Source organism: Paenibacillus algorifonticola, from assembly GCF_000971975.1.
In the GTDB taxonomy this organism is placed as follows: Bacteria; Bacillota; Bacilli; order Paenibacillales; family Paenibacillaceae; genus Pristimantibacillus; species Pristimantibacillus algorifonticola.
This window is the reverse complement of record NZ_KQ040785.1, coordinates 1-19,599: the sequence shown is the minus strand read 5'-3', so window position 1 is coordinate 19,599 and position 19,599 is coordinate 1. Positions and strand designations below refer to the sequence as shown.

Annotated in this window: 12 protein-coding genes and 2 pseudogenes; 2 read left to right on the top strand and 12 right to left on the bottom strand. The window is 48.9% G+C overall.

Going from position 1 to position 19,599, the window contains the following annotated elements; genetic code table 11:
* Window positions 1-214: 214 nt before the first annotated feature.
* The 4 genes from WH37_RS05850 to WH37_RS37225 form a co-directional block, all read right to left on the bottom strand.
* On the bottom strand, window positions 215-2,542 hold the full coding sequence (locus tag WH37_RS05850) for a glycoside hydrolase family 3 C-terminal domain-containing protein (protein WP_331458023.1): 2,328 nt from the start codon (window positions 2,540-2,542) through the stop codon (window positions 215-217).
* Between the two features lie 123 nt (window positions 2,543-2,665).
* Window positions 2,666-5,068 carry a glycoside hydrolase family 95 protein gene (locus WH37_RS05845; RefSeq protein WP_231594137.1) on the bottom strand — a complete coding sequence of 801 codons (2,403 nt, stop codon included), beginning with the start codon at window positions 5,066-5,068 and terminating at the stop codon, window positions 2,666-2,668.
* A gap of 266 nt (window positions 5,069-5,334) precedes the next feature.
* The gene (locus WH37_RS05840) at window positions 5,335-6,876 is read right to left on the bottom strand and encodes a beta-galactosidase (protein WP_331458022.1); all 1,542 of its coding nucleotides are present in this window, start codon (window positions 6,874-6,876) and stop codon (window positions 5,335-5,337) included.
* On the bottom strand, window positions 6,822-7,655 hold the full coding sequence (locus WH37_RS37225) for a beta-galactosidase (RefSeq protein WP_331458021.1): 834 nt from the start codon (window positions 7,653-7,655) through the stop codon (window positions 6,822-6,824). The genes WH37_RS05840 and WH37_RS37225 overlap by 55 nt, the downstream gene beginning before the upstream one ends.
* A gap of 175 nt (window positions 7,656-7,830) precedes the next feature.
* On the opposite strand from WH37_RS37225, the gene WH37_RS05835 reads away from it, so the two are divergent.
* Complete coding sequence (locus WH37_RS05835) at window positions 7,831-8,715, top strand: AraC family transcriptional regulator (protein ID WP_046229642.1); 885 nt, start codon at window positions 7,831-7,833, stop codon at window positions 8,713-8,715.
* A 357-nt stretch (window positions 8,716-9,072) separates the two neighbouring features.
* On the opposite strand, the gene WH37_RS05830 is transcribed toward WH37_RS05835, so the two are convergent.
* Both WH37_RS05830 and WH37_RS05825 read right to left on the bottom strand, forming a co-directional pair.
* A complete protein-coding gene (locus WH37_RS05830) occupies window positions 9,073-9,798 on the bottom strand; it encodes a hypothetical protein (RefSeq protein ID WP_046229641.1) in 726 nt (241 codons plus the stop codon).
* 121 nt (window positions 9,799-9,919) lie between these two features.
* Entirely contained in the window at window positions 9,920-10,600 is a 681-nt protein-coding gene (locus WH37_RS05825; RefSeq protein WP_231594136.1) for a hypothetical protein, read from the bottom strand.
* A gap of 409 nt (window positions 10,601-11,009) precedes the next feature.
* On the opposite strand from WH37_RS05825, the pseudogene WH37_RS37345 reads away from it, so the two are divergent.
* Window positions 11,010-11,231 (top strand): annotated as a pseudogene (locus WH37_RS37345) (transposase); the annotation flags it as partial.
* Window positions 11,232-11,459: 228 nt separating this feature from the next.
* On the opposite strand, the pseudogene WH37_RS34445 reads toward WH37_RS37345, so the two are convergent.
* The 6 genes and pseudogenes from WH37_RS34445 to WH37_RS05790 all read right to left on the bottom strand — a co-directional run.
* A pseudogene (locus WH37_RS34445) lies at window positions 11,460-12,234 on the bottom strand (IS5 family transposase).
* Window positions 12,235-12,262: 28 nt separating this feature from the next.
* Window positions 12,263-12,976, bottom strand: a complete 714-nt coding sequence (locus WH37_RS05810; protein ID WP_046229639.1) for a thioesterase II family protein — start codon at window positions 12,974-12,976, stop codon at window positions 12,263-12,265.
* The gene (locus tag WH37_RS05805; protein WP_046229638.1) at window positions 12,969-14,507 is read right to left on the bottom strand and encodes a pyridoxal phosphate-dependent decarboxylase family protein; all 1,539 of its coding nucleotides are present in this window, start codon (window positions 14,505-14,507) and stop codon (window positions 12,969-12,971) included. The genes WH37_RS05810 and WH37_RS05805 overlap by 8 nt, the downstream gene beginning before the upstream one ends.
* 42 nt (window positions 14,508-14,549) lie before the next feature.
* Complete coding sequence (ectB, locus tag WH37_RS05800; RefSeq protein ID WP_046229637.1) at window positions 14,550-15,818, bottom strand: diaminobutyrate--2-oxoglutarate transaminase; 1,269 nt, start codon at window positions 15,816-15,818, stop codon at window positions 14,550-14,552.
* 24 nt (window positions 15,819-15,842) lie between these two features.
* A complete protein-coding gene (locus WH37_RS05795) occupies window positions 15,843-16,913 on the bottom strand; it encodes a hypothetical protein (RefSeq protein WP_052736835.1) in 1,071 nt (356 codons plus the stop codon).
* A 60-nt stretch (window positions 16,914-16,973) separates the two neighbouring features.
* Window positions 16,974-19,599, bottom strand: a 2,626-nt coding sequence (locus tag WH37_RS05790) for a condensation domain-containing protein (RefSeq protein WP_156182233.1), incomplete at its 5' end; no start/stop codon positions are given.

The following is a 19,599-nucleotide window of genomic DNA, read 5'->3' as shown; positions in this document are numbered from 1 at the left end:
GTTTCGCGATGAAATATAAGCGGGTAACCAGCATCTATCTGTTAAACCTTATATTTCTAGCGTAAATTCGCGATGAAAATGTAAGAAAGCGTTCTCGGAATCCCCGCTTCTATTATAAAATGCAGCAACCCAGATGTACACCCTGCTTGCCGCTACTGGAAAAAAGACCGCAAGTTCATAAAGAGCCTGCGGCCTAACGATCCTTGATATGCTTTTAGGAAAAAATAAAGCTGCTCACCCGCACGCTGCCGCTCAGCGAAATATAAACATCCGCTTGCGGGGAAATGCCCGCTGCAAGCGATGCCGAAACGGTCTGCCACTGCTGCTCGCCGCCAGCCGGCACCGTCAAGACGGCTGCTTGCTCGGCATCAGCCGCACCAAAGCGCACTGTCAGCGTGCCGCCCGCTGCGCCGCCGCTAACCCGCGCCTCGAATGCTGCTGGAGCATCGCTCCATTGCACATCAGCAAGGCGCAACCAGCCAGCAAGCGATGCATCAGCCAGCCGCACGCAAGTGCCGCTTTCTTTGCTCTCATCAAGCAGCACACCGGAATAATCATCATAGTTTTCCGCGCGTGTCAGATGCGTCAGCGTTCTTGGCGGAATGCTCTCGCCTTCTATGGTAAGCTCAGCCGTCAAGCGGATGTCGCTTGACGAGCTGCCTGCCATCAGGCTGTAAACGCCTGTCTCCAGACAGAAGCGGTCACGGGTAACATCCCACATGGAAAGCTCAGCCGCGCTAATGGCGATCTGAACCGTAACGCTTTCCTGCGGCTGCAAGTATACACGCTCGAAGCCAACCAGCTGCTTCACCGGACGTTTAACACGCGAGGTAATCGCGTGGGCATACAGCTGCACGACTTCTCCTGCCTCCACAATGCCCGCATTCGTCACTCGAACGCTTGCGATCCAGCCCTCGCCCGCTTCAGCCGGGGCAATTTGCAGGCTGTCGAAGGAGAATGGGGCATACGTAAGCCCGTGGCCGAATGGATATAACGGCGTATCCTCAAAATACAAATAGGTCCGTTTTCCTTTGATAATATCATAATCCAAAATATCGGTAAGCTGCTGCTCAATTTGGCTGTACCAGGTCATATTCAGCTTGCCTGCCGGCGCGAAATCGCCGAACAGCACATCAGCGACCGCATTGCCAAGCTCCTGGCCAGCATGCGCCAAATACACAACCGCTGGAAGATGCTCCTGCGCCCAATTAAGCTCAAACGGATAGCTGCCGATAACGACGGCGATTACGTTCGGATTAACCGCGTATACTTCCTTGAGCAGCTGCTCTTGCGCTGCGGCAAGCGTATAGCCCGGACGGTCGGTTTCTTCCTTGCCGTTAATAAGCGGATTGTTGCCGACGAATACAATCGCCGTTTCTGCTTCGCGGGCTGCCGCTACTGCTGCGGCAATTCCGTCAACGGCAACGTCCAGCTTAAAGGCACCTTTGTCCCCGCTTCCGCTGTTAGCTGCGCTGACCGCATTATTTCCAGCTGTTCCTGGCGTATCCTCTTCCTCAGCTACAGTCAGCAGCTGCTTGCCATCCTGCTCTTTCAGCACGACCGGCTTGCCATCCCATGTACGGATGCCCGTCGTTCCATCCGCCTTCTCATCGAGGCGCAGCACTTCCTTCACATGCCAGCCATATGCCTCGTCCGCTGCTGCCGCAATGTGGACATCATCCGCGCTCGTCGCGAATTTGCCTGTCGATTTACTTTGCAGCGTCAAACTATTCCAGCCCCAATCGCACACCTCAAACGTCTCCGCAGCGCTGCCAGCGGCAACTTGCAGTACATCGTTGTCACCAAGCGATATCGGCGCTCCATCTGCGGCAGATCTCAACACAACCTGATTGCTGCCGCTCGTAAACGTAACCTTTTTGCCAGCCATCTTCTGCTGGATTGCAGCGAACGGAGTAACGGTATAAGGGAATGTACCGGAGTACCAATCGCGATACACGACGTCGCCAAGCGGCCCAATGACCGCTACACTTCCCACCTTGCTGCTGCTGAGCGGAAGCGCAGCCTTTTCATTTTTGAGCAAAACGATCGACTCGCGGGCCGCCTGCAGCGACAGGTCGCCGTGGGCAGGAGCACATAAGACGGACTCCGGCACATTCGCATACGGATTATCCGCATCAAATTCGCCGAGACGGAAACGCACGCGGAACGTATTGGTCAGCGCCTTGTCGAGATCCGCTTCCGCAAGCAAGCCTTCGGACAATGCTTCACGGATCGCTCCGCAGCTAATTTCCTTATCGTCGGTAATGCTGTCGATTCCCGCTTTAATCGAATGGGCGACCGCTTCCTTGTACGTGTCGTAATAATGATGATCCTTGACCAGGCCGAGCAAATCGCCAGCATCGCTGACGATAAACCCATCCATGCCCCATTCGCCCTTAACAACCTTGTTCACATCCTCGTGCAAAATCGTCGGGATGCCGTTTACCGAATTGTACGACGTCATCATCGATTGCGCGCCGCCCTTGACGAACGCGGGCTGAAAAGCACGCTGGTAATATTCCTTCATATTGCGCGGATCAATGCTCGCCGTCTAAAAATGGATACTGCTGTTCTGTCATGGTTTTTCCACTTCTCCCTTATGCTATATCTTCTATATATAGGTGTATGATTTAATCGATCTAGCGTTTTATTTCAGCTTGTCAGTTTACAGCGATTCCTTCGGCACAACCGTATACACAGCGCCAGCCGATGTTTCAAATAGCTCGCCCTGCTTCGCCATAAGCGCGCCTTCCGTTTGCACCGCCAGCTCCAGATCGCCGCTGCGTAAAATGCATGGCGAGCCTGCCAACGATTCGATGCGGGCAGATGCAAGACGTCCATCTTTCCATTCGATATCAATGATGAAGCCTCCGCGCGCCCGCAGCCCCTGTACAGAACCGTTCGGCCATGCTTTTGGCAGTGCAGGAAGCAGCGCAAGCTCCTGCGTATGGCTTTGGAGCAGCAGTTCAGCGATGCCCGCTGTCCCGCCGAAATTCCCATCAATTTGGAACGGTGGATGATCGTCGAACAAATTTGGATGCGTCGAGCGCGAAAGCAGCGTCTCGATAAAATGATGCGCCTGCTCCGGCTCGCCCAGCCTTGCATACAAGTTAATCAGCCATGCGCAGCTCCAGCCCGTATGGCCGCCGCCGCTCGCAATCCGCTGCCTCAGCGATTCTCGTCCAGCCTCCAGCAGCTCAGGCTCCTTCTTCGCATTAATCAGAAAACCAGGGTACAAGCTAATTAAATGCGATACATGGCGATGCCCCGGCTCATGATCCTCAAACTCCTCATACCATTCCATCAGCCTGCCATCCGAGCCAATTTGGAATGGCGGCAGCTTCGCAAGCGCGTCCTGCCACTCGCTGCGCAGCGCTTCATCCTCGCCTAGCAAATCGGCTGCTTGCAGGCAAAGCGTGAATAGCTCTTTAATAAGCGAAATATCCATAGTCGTTGCCAGAGATACGCTGCTTGTGCCGCCGCTGCCATCAGGCAGCTTGTACATATTTTCCGGTGAAGTTGCTGGAACCGTAACGAGTACGCCATCCTCTGTCTCCTGCAGCCAGTCCAGACAGAACAGTGCAGCTTGCTTCATAACTGGATATGCGCGTTCACGCAAATAGGCCAGATCCGGATTAAACGCATAATGCTCCCATAGATGCAGGCAAAGCCAAATGCCGCCGAACGGCCAAAAGGCCCAGCTCGGATGCCCGCCCGAAGGGGTTGAAGCCCGCCATAAATCCACATTATGGTGGGCGACCCAACCGCGCGCATTATAATGAATAGATGCTGTTCGGCTGCCTGTCTCGCTAAGCTCGCCAATCATATCAATAAGCGGCTCATGGCATTCGCCCAGCCCGCAAATTTCTGCATGCCAATAATTCATTTGCGTATTGATGTTCGTCGTATAGTTGCTGTTCCATGGCGGCTGTACCCGATCATTCCATATGCCCTGCAAGTTGGCTGGCTGCGTGCCGGGCCTTGAGCTTTGCATAAGTAAATACCGGCCATATTGAAAATATAAAGCCTCCAGCTGCGGATCAGCCTCTCCCCGCTTATAACCGGCAAGCCGCTCATCTGTTGCAAGCAGCGCATTCGGGCTAGTGCCGAGATCGATAGCTACCCGGCGGAAAAGCCGCTGATGCTCGGCAATATGCTGGCTGCGCAGCTCCTCATAGCCGAGTCCCGCCGCAATCGCAAGCGGCTGCTCGTTTTTAAGGGCCAATGCTGCGGAATCATTAACCGGCATTACCTGATAGCCGGCAAAATTGGACGCAGCCGCAAGCAGCAGTGTAACCGCTCCGCGCCCGCTGACAGCAAGCGAGCTGCTGGTGCCATCTGCTCCATTGACGATGTGGGCCGAGCCTGCACCGAGCACTTGCAGCCTTGCCTCGAAGGAAACACCTCGGCCTTGCTCGTAAAGCACCGACTTCGGATGATCCTGACGATAGTTGTCTGCAATATGAGACGGGCACGTTCCGCGCAGCACGAGCTCGCCGCCGCTTCCCTCCTCCAGCTGCACCGGATGCGGCGATTGCAGCTCAGCCGCAAGGGAAATCTCCCCGCCATCCAGCGCCTCATAGCGAATGCACATAACCTGATGAACAGCGCTTATAAATAATTCACGGCGATATTCTCGGCCATCCACTATATAGGCAGACGAAGCAATTCCGGTATCGAGGTCAAGCTCGCGGCGATAATCGGCCGCCTCACTCTCGCTCCCTAGCTGGCGATGCTCGATATAAAGATCGCCCAGCGGCTGGTAAGCCTCCGTGTTCATGCCTAGCATTTTATCCTGTACAAGCGTCTCCGCCTCGCCGTATTGTCCAGCGAAAATAAGCTCGCGCGATTTTTTCAAATACCGCAATGCTTCATAATTGTTCGTATCGCGTGGAAATCCAGACCATAACGTATCCTCGTTAAGCTGCACCCTCTCCTTGCGTGCATCTCCAAATACCATGCCGCCCAATCGGCCATTGCCGATCGGCAGCGCTTCTTCCCAACGGCTCGCTGGCTGCTTGTACCATAGCTTCCATGGCTGAATATGCTGCTGTTGCTGTGTTATCACTGCGATGGTCACTCCTTTAGTTTTTATGATGCGTCGCTCTTGCAGCGCCGTGGCTCAAACCCGTCACCAATCTTATATATTCATCATAAGCCAGACCTCTTCCTTTGTTGTACCCTCAATATTGCAGACAAAGTCATATATAAATTAGTACCTTTCCCGTCAAAAATCGCACAAAAACGACAGCAAACACGCCTGTTTCCCGGCGCTTGCTGCGTGCCGGGCACTGGCGTGCCTGCTTGTCATCTCTATTAGCGGCTTATTCGGGCTTATTCGAATACTTGAGACAAAGCCGTCACATAATGCGGCACGGCCTTAATCTCATGAAACGCTGCGATTTCCACGCCTTCAAAACGCTCCACGAACGCCTGATTCACAAACGTATGCGTCGTACCTTTTCGAATGGGAGTAATGGCGAGTTGAAGCTCATTATCCCGCAGTTCATTTTGGAAGCCCTTCAGCCCGATCGGCCACGCTTGGCCGTAATGGATATGGTCCGTCAGCAGCTCATTTTTCAAATAAGCAGCGGCTACATCGCCATCATATTTAATATGAAGAAATAAATCAGCTACCTGCTCTGGCCAAGCAGCATCGATTTGCACAGCTGCATGACGATTTGACGTCGTGCTGACAAGAAGCTGCGGTTCATAGGCCGCTACCTTCACCGTATAGGTCTGGAGCAAGCCCCCAGTTGCTGGAGAAAGGCTGCCTTGGCTTGCTTTAATATCCGCTGCGGCTGCCGGATACACGGCAACTTGCCATTCCGCCCTGCCTGGCGAGGTGCAAATGAGCTGCTCGCCCGACACATAGAGGTGGCTGTCACTGATTAACAGACGTTCCTCTCCCCACAAGCGGAGGCGATACGTGCCCAACGCCTCTTCTCTAGATAGGACGAGTATACGGACGACGTTTCCATCTTTGCGCTTCACTTCAGCAGCATGCTGCTTGCCGACTGCCGGACGTACAATATAAACCCCGTTCTGCTGCTCCACTATACCGCCACCATCGCTAGTTACGTTCGCGACCATATCCTCGGATATAACAAGCTCTGGGCTCAGGCCCTCATGCGCATAAAAGACAAGCAGCGGCTCCTCTATATCCGTAAGCTTTGTCAATGGCTGAACCGTAGCGGACACGATGCGAATGCCTGCCGCTTCCAAGTGGAACGGCAGCACCGCGCTAATTCCTTGCTTCAATCGCAAGCTGCCCGTATGCGGAAATCTCGCTTGCCCTTTGGACGCATCCAGCGTCACACTTACATCTTCCCGGTCAGGCATGTCCACATGATCCTGGAAATTGTTCAGGAACAGAAAGCCCGAGCCATCCTTCTGCCGCAGGCAATAACGCAGCGCCTCCGTATTTTCAGGATGCAGCTCCGCCTGCCCTTCCGGCAGTACCGTTCCCATCGGTGCCAAAATTGCGCCGTAAGCTTCCATGAACAAGCTGAGTGTGCGGATACGGTCATACGATTCGCCAATTCGGCCAAACTCGCCTAGCGGAGACTGGTAATCGTATGTAATTTTCGGCAAACCGTATTCATTGAGAAAACCATTTTCCCCGCGCGGATTTGAGCCGCCATGGTACATATAATAGCCAAGAAGGTTGCTGCCGCTAGCCAGCTTCACAAGCGTCATCGCTTCCACACTATCCGGGCTCACATGCGGCCTTGCCGTATAGCTGACCTGCATGCCTCCTGCCATCTCGCAATATGCAACTGGATAGTGTGCTGAAGGATAATTGACCTTCTCCATCGGTGTCACATGAAGATCGCGGAAAATATATTCGCGCTTGGCGGCTGATTTGGAATCCATGGCGTATACGCATAACCTGCAAGCATTGGGAGCGTATCCGTCTCCGGCACTGCCGCTCCTCCCCATGCCGTTGCCGTAAAAAATAGCGGGCGAATGCCCACTTCAGCCGCAATTACTTTGAGCTTATCCAAATGCGCATTGCCGCCCGTGCCCGAAGACATGAATATTCCGTTTTGGTAGCCCCATGAGTCAAGCGGAGCGCCGCAGTGCATAAATTCATTTTCAAGCTGAATCGCAATGACCGGACCGCCATCTTGAAACAGCGAGCCTTTCATCTGCCTTGCAATTTCGCGGTACAGGCGCGCTGCGTATTTCAAATACAGCTCATCATTCGAGCGAATGACGAGCGGCTTGTCGAACACCCAATCCGGAATGCCGCCATTACGCACCTCTCCGTGGCAGAAAGGGCCTATTCTGAGCACGAGAGGCAGCTCCAGCTTCGCGCATAGATCAATAAAATGGCGGAGATTGCGGTCGCCATTCCAGTTAAAGCGCCCTTCCTTCTCCTCATGGTAATTCCAAAATATATAGGTAGCGATTACGTGCACACCGCCTGCCTTCATCTTGAGCAGCTCTTCCTCCCAGTACAAATAAGAAAACCTGGAAAAATGAAACTCGCCAACAACAGGAATAAACGGCTCACCATTACGCGTCATGTAAAAATTCGTAAAACCGAAGCTTTCCCCTTTCGGATTGCTTCCTTTATTGCTGGACAATATGCCTGTAGTGATTTCCTTATTGCGCTCATTCAGTTTTACAGCTATATGGTGTTGACTCATTACGCTATTACCTCCTTTATCTTCCTTCAATGTACCGCGCCTGCGCCCGCCTTTCCATTGACAATTGTCTGTTCCTAATGGAGCATATTCTGATTTTGCGCTAATGCAGCGCTTGCGGCTGGAAGCTCCCTCCGCTTACAATATAGCCATAAGGAACGAGGAGGCTTGCTTCACCATGCTCAACAAAAAAACACAAGGCTTCGAGACGGAGAAGCTGATTGTTTTGCCCCCCTACCAGCTCGAGGAGATGACCAGCCACCCGATTATTCGCCAAGCCTATGTAACGGATATCGGCTACTTTCACCGCGCCAAGCATCATTACCGAGAGCGCCCCAAAGGCTGCGATTCTTATATTTTCATCTATTGCACGAACGGTGAGGGCTGGATCAAGCTTGGAGGCGAAGAGACGATTCAGGTAACGGAAAAAACCGTCTCCATCATTCCCGCCTTCACCCCTCATAGCTATGGAGCCAACACGGCGAATCCATGGAGCATCTACTGGTTTCACTTTCGGGGCGAGGAGCTGGTGCAGCTGCTGGAAAGCCTTGGCCTTGAGGCAGAGCTGCTTCATGTATCGCTGCCGGAAGCGGAGAAAATCGTCGAGCTATTTAACCAATGCTACGAGCTGCTTTCGGCCAAATCCTATTCGGTCATTCATCAGCTGCATATTTCGCAAACGATTCGTTATTTGCTGAGCTTCATTTCGCTTATTCCAAGGCGCAAGCAGGATGAGAAAATGCTCGCTTATATTGAACAGGCTATACAATATATGAAAGAACAGCTGGAGAACCATTTAACCTTAGAGGATTTGGTTGCGCGAACGCGCATTTCCAAGCAGCATCTTAATCATCTATTTAAGCAATCTACCGGCTATGCTCCAATCGACTATTATTTGCGGCTGAAGATGCAGCGGGCCGGCCAGCTTTTTGACCTTACCGACCAAAGCGTGAAGGCGGTCAGCCTGTCGCTTGGCTTTAAGGACCCGTATTATTTTTCACGGCTGTTTAAGAAGATTATTGGCGTGTCGCCTACAGATTACCGCAGGCAACTGAAAGGCTAGATTGCTCTAGACGATTAACCATAACCGATATATTCATCAACTTTCGCCTGATAGATTAAGAGACTAGCACATCTCTGTGCCATTTTAATAGAATGTATAATCCGAAGCAGAAGGGGGAGTGCATTTATGGAGCTTATCCGGGAGCCATTGCGTGCATATGCCGCTGCTTTGCTCTCGCAAGCATCCAATCGGGTAACAAAGAGGTTATTGCGGGAATCAGGGCAAAACCGTTAGGCTGAATGGGAGACACCAGCGGGAAAAGCGCCTTGCCCTGCGTTATGCAGGCAAGGCGCTTTTGGTATGGCTATTTGCTAACGCTTCATTCCTTGTAAAATTACGTTTAGATTAAAATTCCGTTCAAATTTCTATTTTATCAAGCTTTTCAAAAACTCCATCAACCCACACTTGGTCATCCCATCGTTTTGGATCATGAAGCTTTCTATCAGCGGGATGTCCTGTTGCAATCGTATCTACACCATCTTTGTTTCCAAAATAATAATCAACGATTTTTAATGCCTTGTTTTCAGCTTGAACTAACATCTGAAGGTTCATTCCAGACCCTTGGTTCGAAAATGGTAAACTTACGTAGTAGAGATTTACGTCCAGTTTCTTGAGCTCTGCTTCCTTGAATTCATTTTCCAAACCGAAATGGACACTGATTGCTCCCTTTAGTTCTTTTCTTTGTTCTAGCTCTAACATTTTATTTGTGTATTTAAGAAGATTTTCATTAGATATGTAATTTCTAAAGGTTACTGTTTCTTGTTCTGCAACAGCACCGGTATACAAATTCACAAAAGCTTTTCCAAATGTGACTACGGTTTCTTGATCGTCATCACCAATTTGATTCCCACTAATTGAAAATGGTTGATTGGCTAGTTCTTTTAATATTTCTGCTGCTGATTTCTCTGGTCGTTCCAACGAAACTTCTTCACCTGATGATATATTCTCTGAGTCAGTCATTTGTTCTAATGCATCTCTCCCACCCTTTGTTACAGAATTTTCCATCAATCCAATTCCAACTGCTAGCATAATAACAATTGAGACACCAAGCATCCAGAATCTTGGTTTTCGATAATTTAACACGCTTTTAATCCTCCCCTTCCCTTTTACATTCTCCTCGCCAAAAGCAAACAGATTTCCATTCAAGATATGTCTATCCGTAGCAAGTGATAATAAGGATGACGTTATTTAATTCCCCCTTGGCTTAGTATTTATCAATCTTGTACCAGAATATCGGTAGTGGAAACCACCCTGCGGGCGCAGGAACTGCCATATAACGACTGTGCTGTGTAAGAAGAAGCGCCTGAGCCTGCTGCTTAGTAAGGACAACTGCATCTTGCTTAGCAGAACGCTCAACAGTCACGCCACTCGCATCCACTCGCGCAGTAATCGGTTGACCGTCCATGACTGCGGAGAATTCCCCCTGTACAATCCCTGTGGTCTTATGCTTAAGCGTCAGATAAGCCTTCAACACATTGGCAAAATCCAGAATATGATACATATCAGATGTCTCGATGACATAGTCTTCAGCCATGCTGCCAAGCATTGTATTTAGAGAAATATCATATTCTGGCGTATAAATAGAAATCCGCTCTGCTTTGCTATATCCCATATAAGCCTTGATGGTCCGCGAAATATCGTCCGTATTTTCCATCTCCAATTCAGACATTTCATCGCCTGCTTCGTTTACGATCACATACCCGATCAACTTGCCTTTATCCAGTACGCCCAGCGCATTTTGATGGAGGGTGTTGAAAATAAGCGGCAATTGCTGTGTGCTGCGTTCTACATAAGCAAGCCGCGAGGTGTTGATGCTATGCGCAAAGGCTTCTGCTCCTTCAACCTCGAATAACGGGCAGAAGGATATTCCGGTGTCGCTGGCCATATAATACGACCATATCATGCGTATCGCGCAGTTTTTCAAGCCACATGTTCATAAGCACCTTCATATGCCCCTCGCCACGCGCATGTGGGTTATAACGTCGTTTGAAACAAAAACAGCCCGTTTAATGCTGTTTTTATATGATATGCTTAAGACAGTTTTTATCGTCCGTTGAGATTAACTACTTTAGTTTATATGAATTTCTGAGACAATTCGAGTTCAGCTTTACCGTGTCACATATATAGAGGTATTCAATGTAAGATATACTGATCACCTATAAGGATAACTCGGTCGATTTTCTCGAATCTGTAAACTATATTGTGCAAACTCTCAAACCCATTAATATGGAAGTAAGAGAAAGGTTGGGGGAGAACACATGGAACTTTGGTGAAAAGAGCAACTTCGGGAATTTATTAAGGAGAACTACTTAGTCACTGCGCAAGATGCACAGAATGCCTTAAAAGGCCTATTTGCAGAGACGATCCAGAAGATGCTGAAAGCTGAAATGGATACCCATTTGGGCTATGGAAAGCATAAGGTGAAGGCGAAACTCACCCCTAACAGTGGCAACAGAAAGAGCCGCAAAACGGTAATGAGTGAGTACAGTGAACAGGAGATTGCCCTCCCTCAGGACAGCCTTGTTTATTACTACTTCGTTTTCCGTAAAATTCCTTACACCTCTATTAACTTATACTCAAATTTTGTATTTTGCAAATTCAATTCAACAGGAAACTTGATTTATTGATTAGGTTACTGATCTTTAAAACTTTATTGTAAAGATCTTTAAGCATTTTGAAGTATCAATTAAATAAACTGAGGCCCATAGCCTTTATGAATTTACTAGGACATGTCTGAAAACTCATCAATGAGTCAGTTTGAAAATGGCAGCCACGTATACAAACGACAGGAATGACTTTGCTAGATTGTCGTAACGGGTAGCCACGCGGCGAAAATGTTTGATTTTATTGAAGAAGCACTCAACTAAGTGGCTTTCTTTGTATAAATACCAATCCACTATCCATGGATTTCGACTATTTTCTTTGGGTGGAATCGTATAGGTGGCCTGTTTGGCAGTCACCCATCTTCGAATAGCTTCTGAGCCATATGCTTTATCGCCAAGAATGTGGCTTCCTGTAAGATCAAATTCCTGTAGTAAATCGTTCGCTGGAACAGAATCATGGACTTGACCACCCGTCAGAAGAAAAGCGAGGGGATTTCCTAATCCATCGACTAGCGTATGCAGTTTGGTCGTCTTTCCACCACGACTAATGCCGATGTGCTGATTTACTTCGTGTCCTTCTGCGTTTTTTTGCACCGGCACTATGTTGATGGGCTTTAACCGATGTTGAATCAATGCTCAAGTTTTCAAAATCAGGTTCTATCTGAAGGGCTTGGAAAATGGCGACAAGTAATTCCGTATCTCTCCATTTGCAGAAACGACTGTAGGCTGTTTTCCAGGAACCGTGACGTTCTTCTGGTAAATCACGCCAAGCGGCACCACTACGAGCGATCCAAAGAAAAGCATTAAACATGATGCGATTACTTCATTTTGACGGACGTCCTGTTTTATAAGGCGGTAACATATCCTTAATTTGTTCCCATTGTTCATCGCTAAGTTCATACCGTCTTTGAATCATGATGGATGCTCCATAGTTACGATTCACTTTAGCTTTCCGATTGAAATTGAAATGTACGACTAATAATATTCAATAAAGAATCTTCTTCAGAATGAATAAAGAAGTGTCCTCCATTAATAGGATAAAAAGAGCATTCCCTTCCACAAAGCTTCGACCATTCCACAGAATCAGCTTGATCGGTCGTTAAATCTGCGGTTCCCGACAGTATAGACACATTGATCGTTAATGCAGGATACTCGTGTGGAATAGACCTGTTCTCTATAAGAGAAAAATCCGCTCGAATAATCGGTAAGAATAATTCGATTAATTCTTTGTTTTCGGCGAACTCTTTTGGAGTCGCACCTAACAGGACTAGCTCATGAATGAAATGGTCATCATCCAGAGCGCTATATATCTTTTTCCTTTTTGATGTTGGCATTGACATTCCTGACAGAAATACATGCTCTGGCTTGTAGAAGCCCCGTCTCTGAATTTTATGAGCCAGTTCAAATGCCAGCAATCCTCCCATACTATGGCCGAATATTGCGTATGGACTACTGCCTGTCTTAGAAACTATCATTTGATATATATCATCAACGGCTGACTCTATGTCCAAATAAGGAGGCTCTCCGAACCTTGTCCCTTTGCCCGCAAGTTCTATCGATATCACATTAATGTAGGGCTGTAATTCTTTTTTCCATCTATTATAGATTGCAGCAGATCCTCCTGCATACGGTATAGTAAATAGATTGATTCTATTCATGTCTCACCTTTTCAGACCTTTCATCTAGCATCTGTTCCAGATGTTGTCCAATGCTTTGGACTTGCTTCAATATGGACTTAATATCCTCAATGGTCGTTCTAGGGTTTAACAAGGTAAACTTTAAACAATTTCTCCCCTTGAAACGGGTACGAGCTAACACAACATCCCCCTTACGAAGAAGGATGTCACGAATTTTCAGATTAATCGAGTCTTCCATTTCACTTATACCTAATTGTGTCTGGTAACGGAAAACTATTGTATTTAGAATCGGCTGGTTGATCAGTTGAAGCGAGGGATGCTTTGCAATAATGGACGCCGTCTGCTCAGCCAGCTCAAGTGTATAGTCCACAATCTCGCCCATCGTACGAAGACCTGTCGCCTTTAATGATACGTACAGCTTCATTGCGTCAAATCGACGTGTGGTTTGTACAGATTTCAGCACGAGATTAGGTACCCCCGCCTCCTCGTCCTCCTCCGGGTTCAGGTAATCAGCATGAATTTTCAACAAATTAAAATGGGATCGTTCATTTAGAAGAAATGCCCCACAGCTAATCGATTGATAGAACATTTTATGAAAATCTACCGTTATGGAGTCAGCCTTCTCGATTCCTAGAAGACGTGCACGGTGCTTGCGACTAAGCACTAATGCCCCTCCATAAGCGGCATCCACATGAAACCATAATTGATTTTGCTCCGCAAGAGCCGCGATGTCTTCCAGCGGGTCGATACAGCCAAAGTCAGTCGTTCCTGCCGTAGCCACGACGGCAAAAGGAAACATACCTTCTGAAGTCGTGTGCTTGATAGCTTCCTCAAGTCGATCAACGCTAATATTTCCGTTATCATCAACATCCAGAGCAATAACGGCTTGTTCCCCCAGACCTAGCAAGGCACAAGATTTCACAATCGTAAAATGCGCTGCCTTGGAGCAAAAGATGCGCATCTTAGACGCTTCTGGCGGGAGACCCTTCTTCTGTACATTCCACCCCCATCGTTTGGCTGCAAAGTGATCTCGGGCAAGCAGCAGTCCCATAAAATTGGACATGGTCCCCCCACCTGTAAACACGCCGTCCGCTTCTTTGCGATACCCAAACTCACGACAAAGCCATGCGATCATTTGCTCTTCTACGAAAGTTGCAGCCGGACTTTGATCCCACGAATCCATGGACTGGTTCATCGCGTTAATAATCGCCTCGGCGGCCATGGACGAGATAAATGGCGGGCATTGCAAATGTGCCAAGCAGGCGGGATGGGACACATTGACCGAATGCTGCATAACGAGTTCGCCCACCTGATTCAAAATACTCGCGATATCCTCGCCATCGTCGGCAAATAACTTCAATCGGTCATGAACAAGCTGTTTCAACACTCGTGGTGATTGCCCGCTATACGGCTTATCTTGACAAGCAAAGCGAGACAGGATCTGCTCATTCGCCTGTTCCATCGAATACAAATATTGCGTTCGGCTGGAAGCAGCGGGAGTCAAAAAAATAGTATCTAGCTGATCCGTAAATTTCGGAGCTTTATTGGTCATGTCTGTTATGGACTCCTTCTTTTTCGATATGAATCCCTGTCTCTAAATGACAGTCTCGGCATACATATGCGAGCTTATCGCATCACGCAAAATCAAGCATCCCTTCTCTAACAACTCCATTTCAATGTTCAACGGAGGCATGATTTTCAACACGCTGTCTGCACGGCCTGCTGTCTCTACGATTAATCCTTGGCGGAAGCACTGCTGTTGGATTTCTTCGACTGCACTGGGAGCAACCGCCTCTGTCAGATCGATTCCCCAGATCAATCCTGCGCCACGAATTTTAATACCGGGGTGCAGCGGCTTTACCTGCTCCTCTAGATAGCTCCTGACATATTGCTCCTTGCTTGCCACAGCACCCTCCAAATCTATCATCTCACGATATTCCAGTGCAGCCGCAGCCCCAACGAAAGCTAATTGATGTCCTCTGAACGTTCCGTTATGTTCACCTGGCTCCCATATATCCAGCTCGGATTTCATCAACACGAGCGACATCGGAATTCCAAATCCGCTTATCGATTTAGACATCACTACGATATCTGGTACAATGCCTGCCTGCTCGAATGAAAAAAAAGTACCCGTTCGTCCACACCCTACCTGTATCTCATCACAAATGAGCAAAATATCGTGTTTGTCACATATTTCACGAAGCCCTTGCAGCCAAGAAGCAGACGCCACGACGACCCCTCCTTCAGCTTGGATCGTTTCAACAATGATCGCCGCAGGCTTATCAATGCCAGAATGGCTATCTGATAGTACATGCTCTAAATAAGCTAGCGTGTCGAAGGATTCGAAAAATCCAAATGGGAAGGGCATAAACGTAACATTGTGCAGCGGAACCCCCGCTCCTTCGCGTTTCTGCCGATTGCTTGTAGCCGACAGGCTTCCGAGCGACATGCCGTGGAACCCCCCCATGAAGGAGAATACCTCAGGACGCTTTTTTATTTTTCGAGCCAGCTTTAATGCACTTTCTACCGCATTCGTTCCTGTCGGGCCAGAGAACTGAATTTTGTAGTCAAGCTTGCGAGGCTTCAACACGTTCTCGACGAACGTTTCCATGAATTCTCTCTTGGCTACCGTGTACATATCCAAACCATGCGTCAGACCGTCGTTCTTGATATAATCCACAATCCGGTTCTTGATATAGTCATTGTTGTGTCCGTAATTTAACGCGCCTGCTCCTGCAAAAAAATCGATAAAAGCTTTTCCGCATTCCGAGTACATCATTGCTCCCTTCGCCCGTTCAAATACGAGCGGAAAGGAACGGCAGTAGAATCGCACATTCGATTCGAATTGTTCAAATATTGACATTTTACTTCCCCTTTTCCTGCATGATTAGGCCTGCTCCCGATTGATCAAACGTTCTAACTCGGCCGAGAATTCATGCGGAATATCGACACGTACTACCACTACCATGATGTTCTTCATTATTCCGTAGGAGCCTCTCATCGGAATTTGCTGCTTTAACCGAATTTCGAATTGGGGATCGTCTACTCGCATGTAAGCAAGATAAGTATCCTTCGATACTTTGTCTCCGAAATTAAGCCCCTTCGCCTTGCCAATGGACTCAATGCTGCTGATTGGTATGACAATGCTGCTTTGAAAACCTAAACGTATGGCAAGATGATCTTCGTTCAATGTAATCGGAAGATAACGTACCGAATTATGCAGGGCGATCATGTACAAAATACCGTATACATTAAGAACAAGCAAAATCCAGGCCAGCACTTCGTTCCATCGGCTCAAGAGAAAATGCAAGCCTATCGCCTCTAAGGCGATGAGAATTACAAAGACGATTACGGTCATCTTCACTTGTGATTCTTTATGATACGTATAGTAACCCGATTCGGGCATTTTCGGTTTCTTAAACCAGACGACTAACGAATAATAGAAGACGCTCATCTCGGACAATACGATCTCCAGAACAACACCATTGCCCAATACGGGAAGCAAAGCTTCCCGCATAATATCAATCGGCTGCAGCTGTTCTTTGCGATCTACCGCTTTGTAGCGTTTGACGATCGTATAGATCCGATAGATGAGGTATGGTACGAGAATGATCTCCAGAACGGGAACCATCCATCGTAAGATCGACTGCAGGAAACCTCTTTGCTCTACAGGAGTTAACCAATATACGAGTCCTACCGACACTACAAATACGACATAAACAAATTCCTTTGGCCGGGAGCCCGACTTCATGCAAAGAAAATAAAAAAGCAGCGGAATAAGCACGATAACGGTCACAATCGATGCGTTAATGGTATACGCGCCCACATCCATTTGCCGAAGAAAGAAAAACAGGCCTCCAGCCAACAAAACGGTCATTACGATAAAAAGGATTGCTCCGCCATTTCTTACTCCACCCTTGTGCTCGTGCTTTTTGACTAAATCGTCTGAGTAACGCAACTAATCACCCCAAAATCCAATAATTTTACCGTCACCAATCCTTACAGTAACTTCGTACTGCTATGCTTGTAGCCCCGTCAACGTACTTGCGCAAGACTGGAGCCCAGGGAGTTGAAGCTGCCCCAGCTTCAGCTCTGGATCGTCCATCACCTGCTGCAGCACGGTAACAAAATCGTCAGCCATCGTTACAATCGTATCCTCTGTAAACAGTAGCGTGCTATAGGCGAGTTCCATAGAGAGCGTATGCTCTCCTTCAGCCGCTGCCAAATAAAAATCATATTCGGCCACGTTCCAATCGAACGGATATCCCGTTATGCTTAAACCTTCCGCCTGGATATCAGGCAGTTCAATATTGAGGAAGGAGAAAGCCGTGTCATAGATTGCGCTTCTACTCGGATCCTGGGGAGCATTCAGCTTATCAACCAGCAGCTCGAACGGATAATTCTGATGATCATACGCTTCCAATAACGTCACTTTTACTTCCTTCAGCAGCTGGGAGTAGGTTTTATCCGGCTTCGGATAATTTCGTAACGGTATAGAGTTGATAAACAAGCCGATCATTCTCTCCAGCTCCTGCGACGTACGCGCTGCGGCCCATGTTCCAACGATAATGTCCTCCTGACCTCCGGAATACTTCATCAAGAACGCGTTATACGCCGCTAACAGCGTCATATACAGCGTCGTATTTTGCTGCAGGCTGTATTGCCTGAGACGCTGCGTCAGCTGCTCCCCGATTTCGAATTTATATTGCGTTCCTACCATCTGATGGGTTCCCGGTCGAGGATAATCCGTTGGCACTTGCAAGATCGGAAGCTCTCCTGATAGCTTATTGATCCAGTAGTCCTCTTCGCGTTTCAAATGACCGTCTCGGATTTGATCGAATTTCCAAGCAACATAGTCCTTGTAGTGAATACGGATCTCAGGAAGTTCCACCTTGCCGGCATACAGCGTCATTAACTCATTAAAGAATACAGTAAATGAAGTGCCGTCAGACAAAATGTGGTGCATATCAAACATCAACAAGTGCTTTTGTTCCTCCACTTGAAGAAGCTTCACGTGAAGGAGCGGTGCCTGCCCGAGATCAAACGGTCGAATATGCGCATTAGCCAATCTAGGCAGCTCTTCTTCCCGGGCAGGCTCAACGTTAAGCGCAAACGGAACCCCGTCATGAATACGCATCATCAGCTCGCCTTTAACTTTCTCGAATGATGTGCGGAGCACTTCGTGACGAGCAATCATCTGTCGGAAGCAGTTACTCAAGCGCTCAACATCAAGCTCCCCTTTTATTAACAGCATTTGAGGGATGTTATATGCCGTATTATTCATAGCTACCTTATAAGTGTAGGCTTGATATGAGGTAGCAGGATATAGCTCCCTCTTCTCAAGGGGCTGAATCTGCTCGAACTTATTGACGGCAGCAGCATCCAAGAAACGAGACTGTCCGTAGACGGTAGGTGCTTCAAAAAATTCCCGCAGCGAAAGGCTGATTCCCATCTCTTCATTAATCCTCGACACCGCTTGTGTTGCTTTCAGCGAATGGCCTCCACGTTCGAAAAAATTGTCGAATATGCCGACATTCTGAACGCCCAATACGTCCTCCCATATAGCTGCAAGCTTGCATTCTGTGAGCGTGGCAGGGGCCTTATACGAAGCAGCCGGCATGTCATTCGGCTCAGGAAGAGCGAGCTCGTTGATTTTGCCGTTGGCGGTAACCGGCATTCTCTCGATAGCGACCATATGCCGCGGAATCATATAGTCCGGCAGCGTCTGGGCCAGCCAGTTGCGCAGCTCGGCAGCGCTCCATTCCTGCCGCGCTGCAATATAGGCTACCAGCTGCTTTTCTCCTCCAGCCTGCTCCTTCGCTACCACCGCCGCCTCGTCTACCATATCATGCTCCAGCAGCCGCTGCGCAATCTCGCCTGGTTCAATCCGGTAACCCCGTATTTTGATCTGGCTGTCGATCCTTCCCATATACGCTATATTTCCGTCCTCCAGCCACTTGGCCAGATCGCCCGTCCGATACATCCTTCCCCCCGCCTCGAACGGATTGTCGATAAACTTCTCGCCCGTCAGCTCCTCACGGTTCAAATAGCCTTGCGCCAGCCCGTCTCCCGCCAGGCACAGCTCTCCGGGTACTCCGATCGGTTGAAGCCCTCCTGTACGGCCGACGATATACGCCCTCACATTGTCGATCGGCCTGCCAATCGGCAAGTTCCACTCCAGCTTCTCCACTGGACTGCTGGTCGCGACTACCGTATTTTCCGTCGGGCCATAGTTGTTCACCAGCCGGTAATTCCGCTTCCGGTACGTCTTCAGCTTGTCTCCGCCCGTCAGCAGCACCCGGAGCGAGCGATTATCCAGTTCCATGAACTGCTCGCAAAATTGCGTCGGAAGGAAGCTGATCGTAATGCCATTGCGCTCGTAGTACGCATTCAGCTCCCGGACGTCCAGCCGGATCTCGTCATGAATGACATAGAGCGATGCGCCCGCGATCAAATAAGGGAATACCTCCCACACCGATGCGTCGAAGCCGAACCCCGCAAACTTGGTGCTGCGATCCGCTTCCGCCACCTCAAATGCCCGGTTGTGCCAGCATGCCAGGTTGGTCAGAGAACGGTGCGCCACCGCTACGCCTTTCGGCTGTCCCGTCGACCCGGATGTGTAGATGACGTATGCCCGCCGTTCC

Excerpts from the sequence above, each read along its gene's own strand:
- WH37_RS05840 (WP_331458022.1), bottom strand. The coding sequence starts at position 6,876 with ATGGATTCCAAATCAGCCGCCAAGCGCGAATATATTTTCCGCGATCTT.
- WH37_RS37225 (WP_331458021.1), bottom strand. The coding sequence starts at position 7,655 with ATGAGTCAACACCATATAGCTGTAAAACTGAATGAGCGCAATAAGGAA.
- WH37_RS05835 (WP_046229642.1), top strand. The coding sequence starts at position 7,831 with ATGCTCAACAAAAAAACACAAGGCTTCGAGACGGAGAAGCTGATTGTT.
- WH37_RS05825 (WP_231594136.1), bottom strand. The coding sequence starts at position 10,600 with ATGGCCAGCGACACCGGAATATCCTTCTGCCCGTTATTCGAGGTTGAA.
- WH37_RS05810 (WP_046229639.1), bottom strand. The coding sequence starts at position 12,976 with ATGAATAGAATCAATCTATTTACTATACCGTATGCAGGAGGATCTGCT.
- WH37_RS05805 (WP_046229638.1), bottom strand. The coding sequence starts at position 14,507 with ATGACCAATAAAGCTCCGAAATTTACGGATCAGCTAGATACTATTTTT.
- ectB (WP_046229637.1), bottom strand. The coding sequence starts at position 15,818 with ATGTCAATATTTGAACAATTCGAATCGAATGTGCGATTCTACTGCCGT.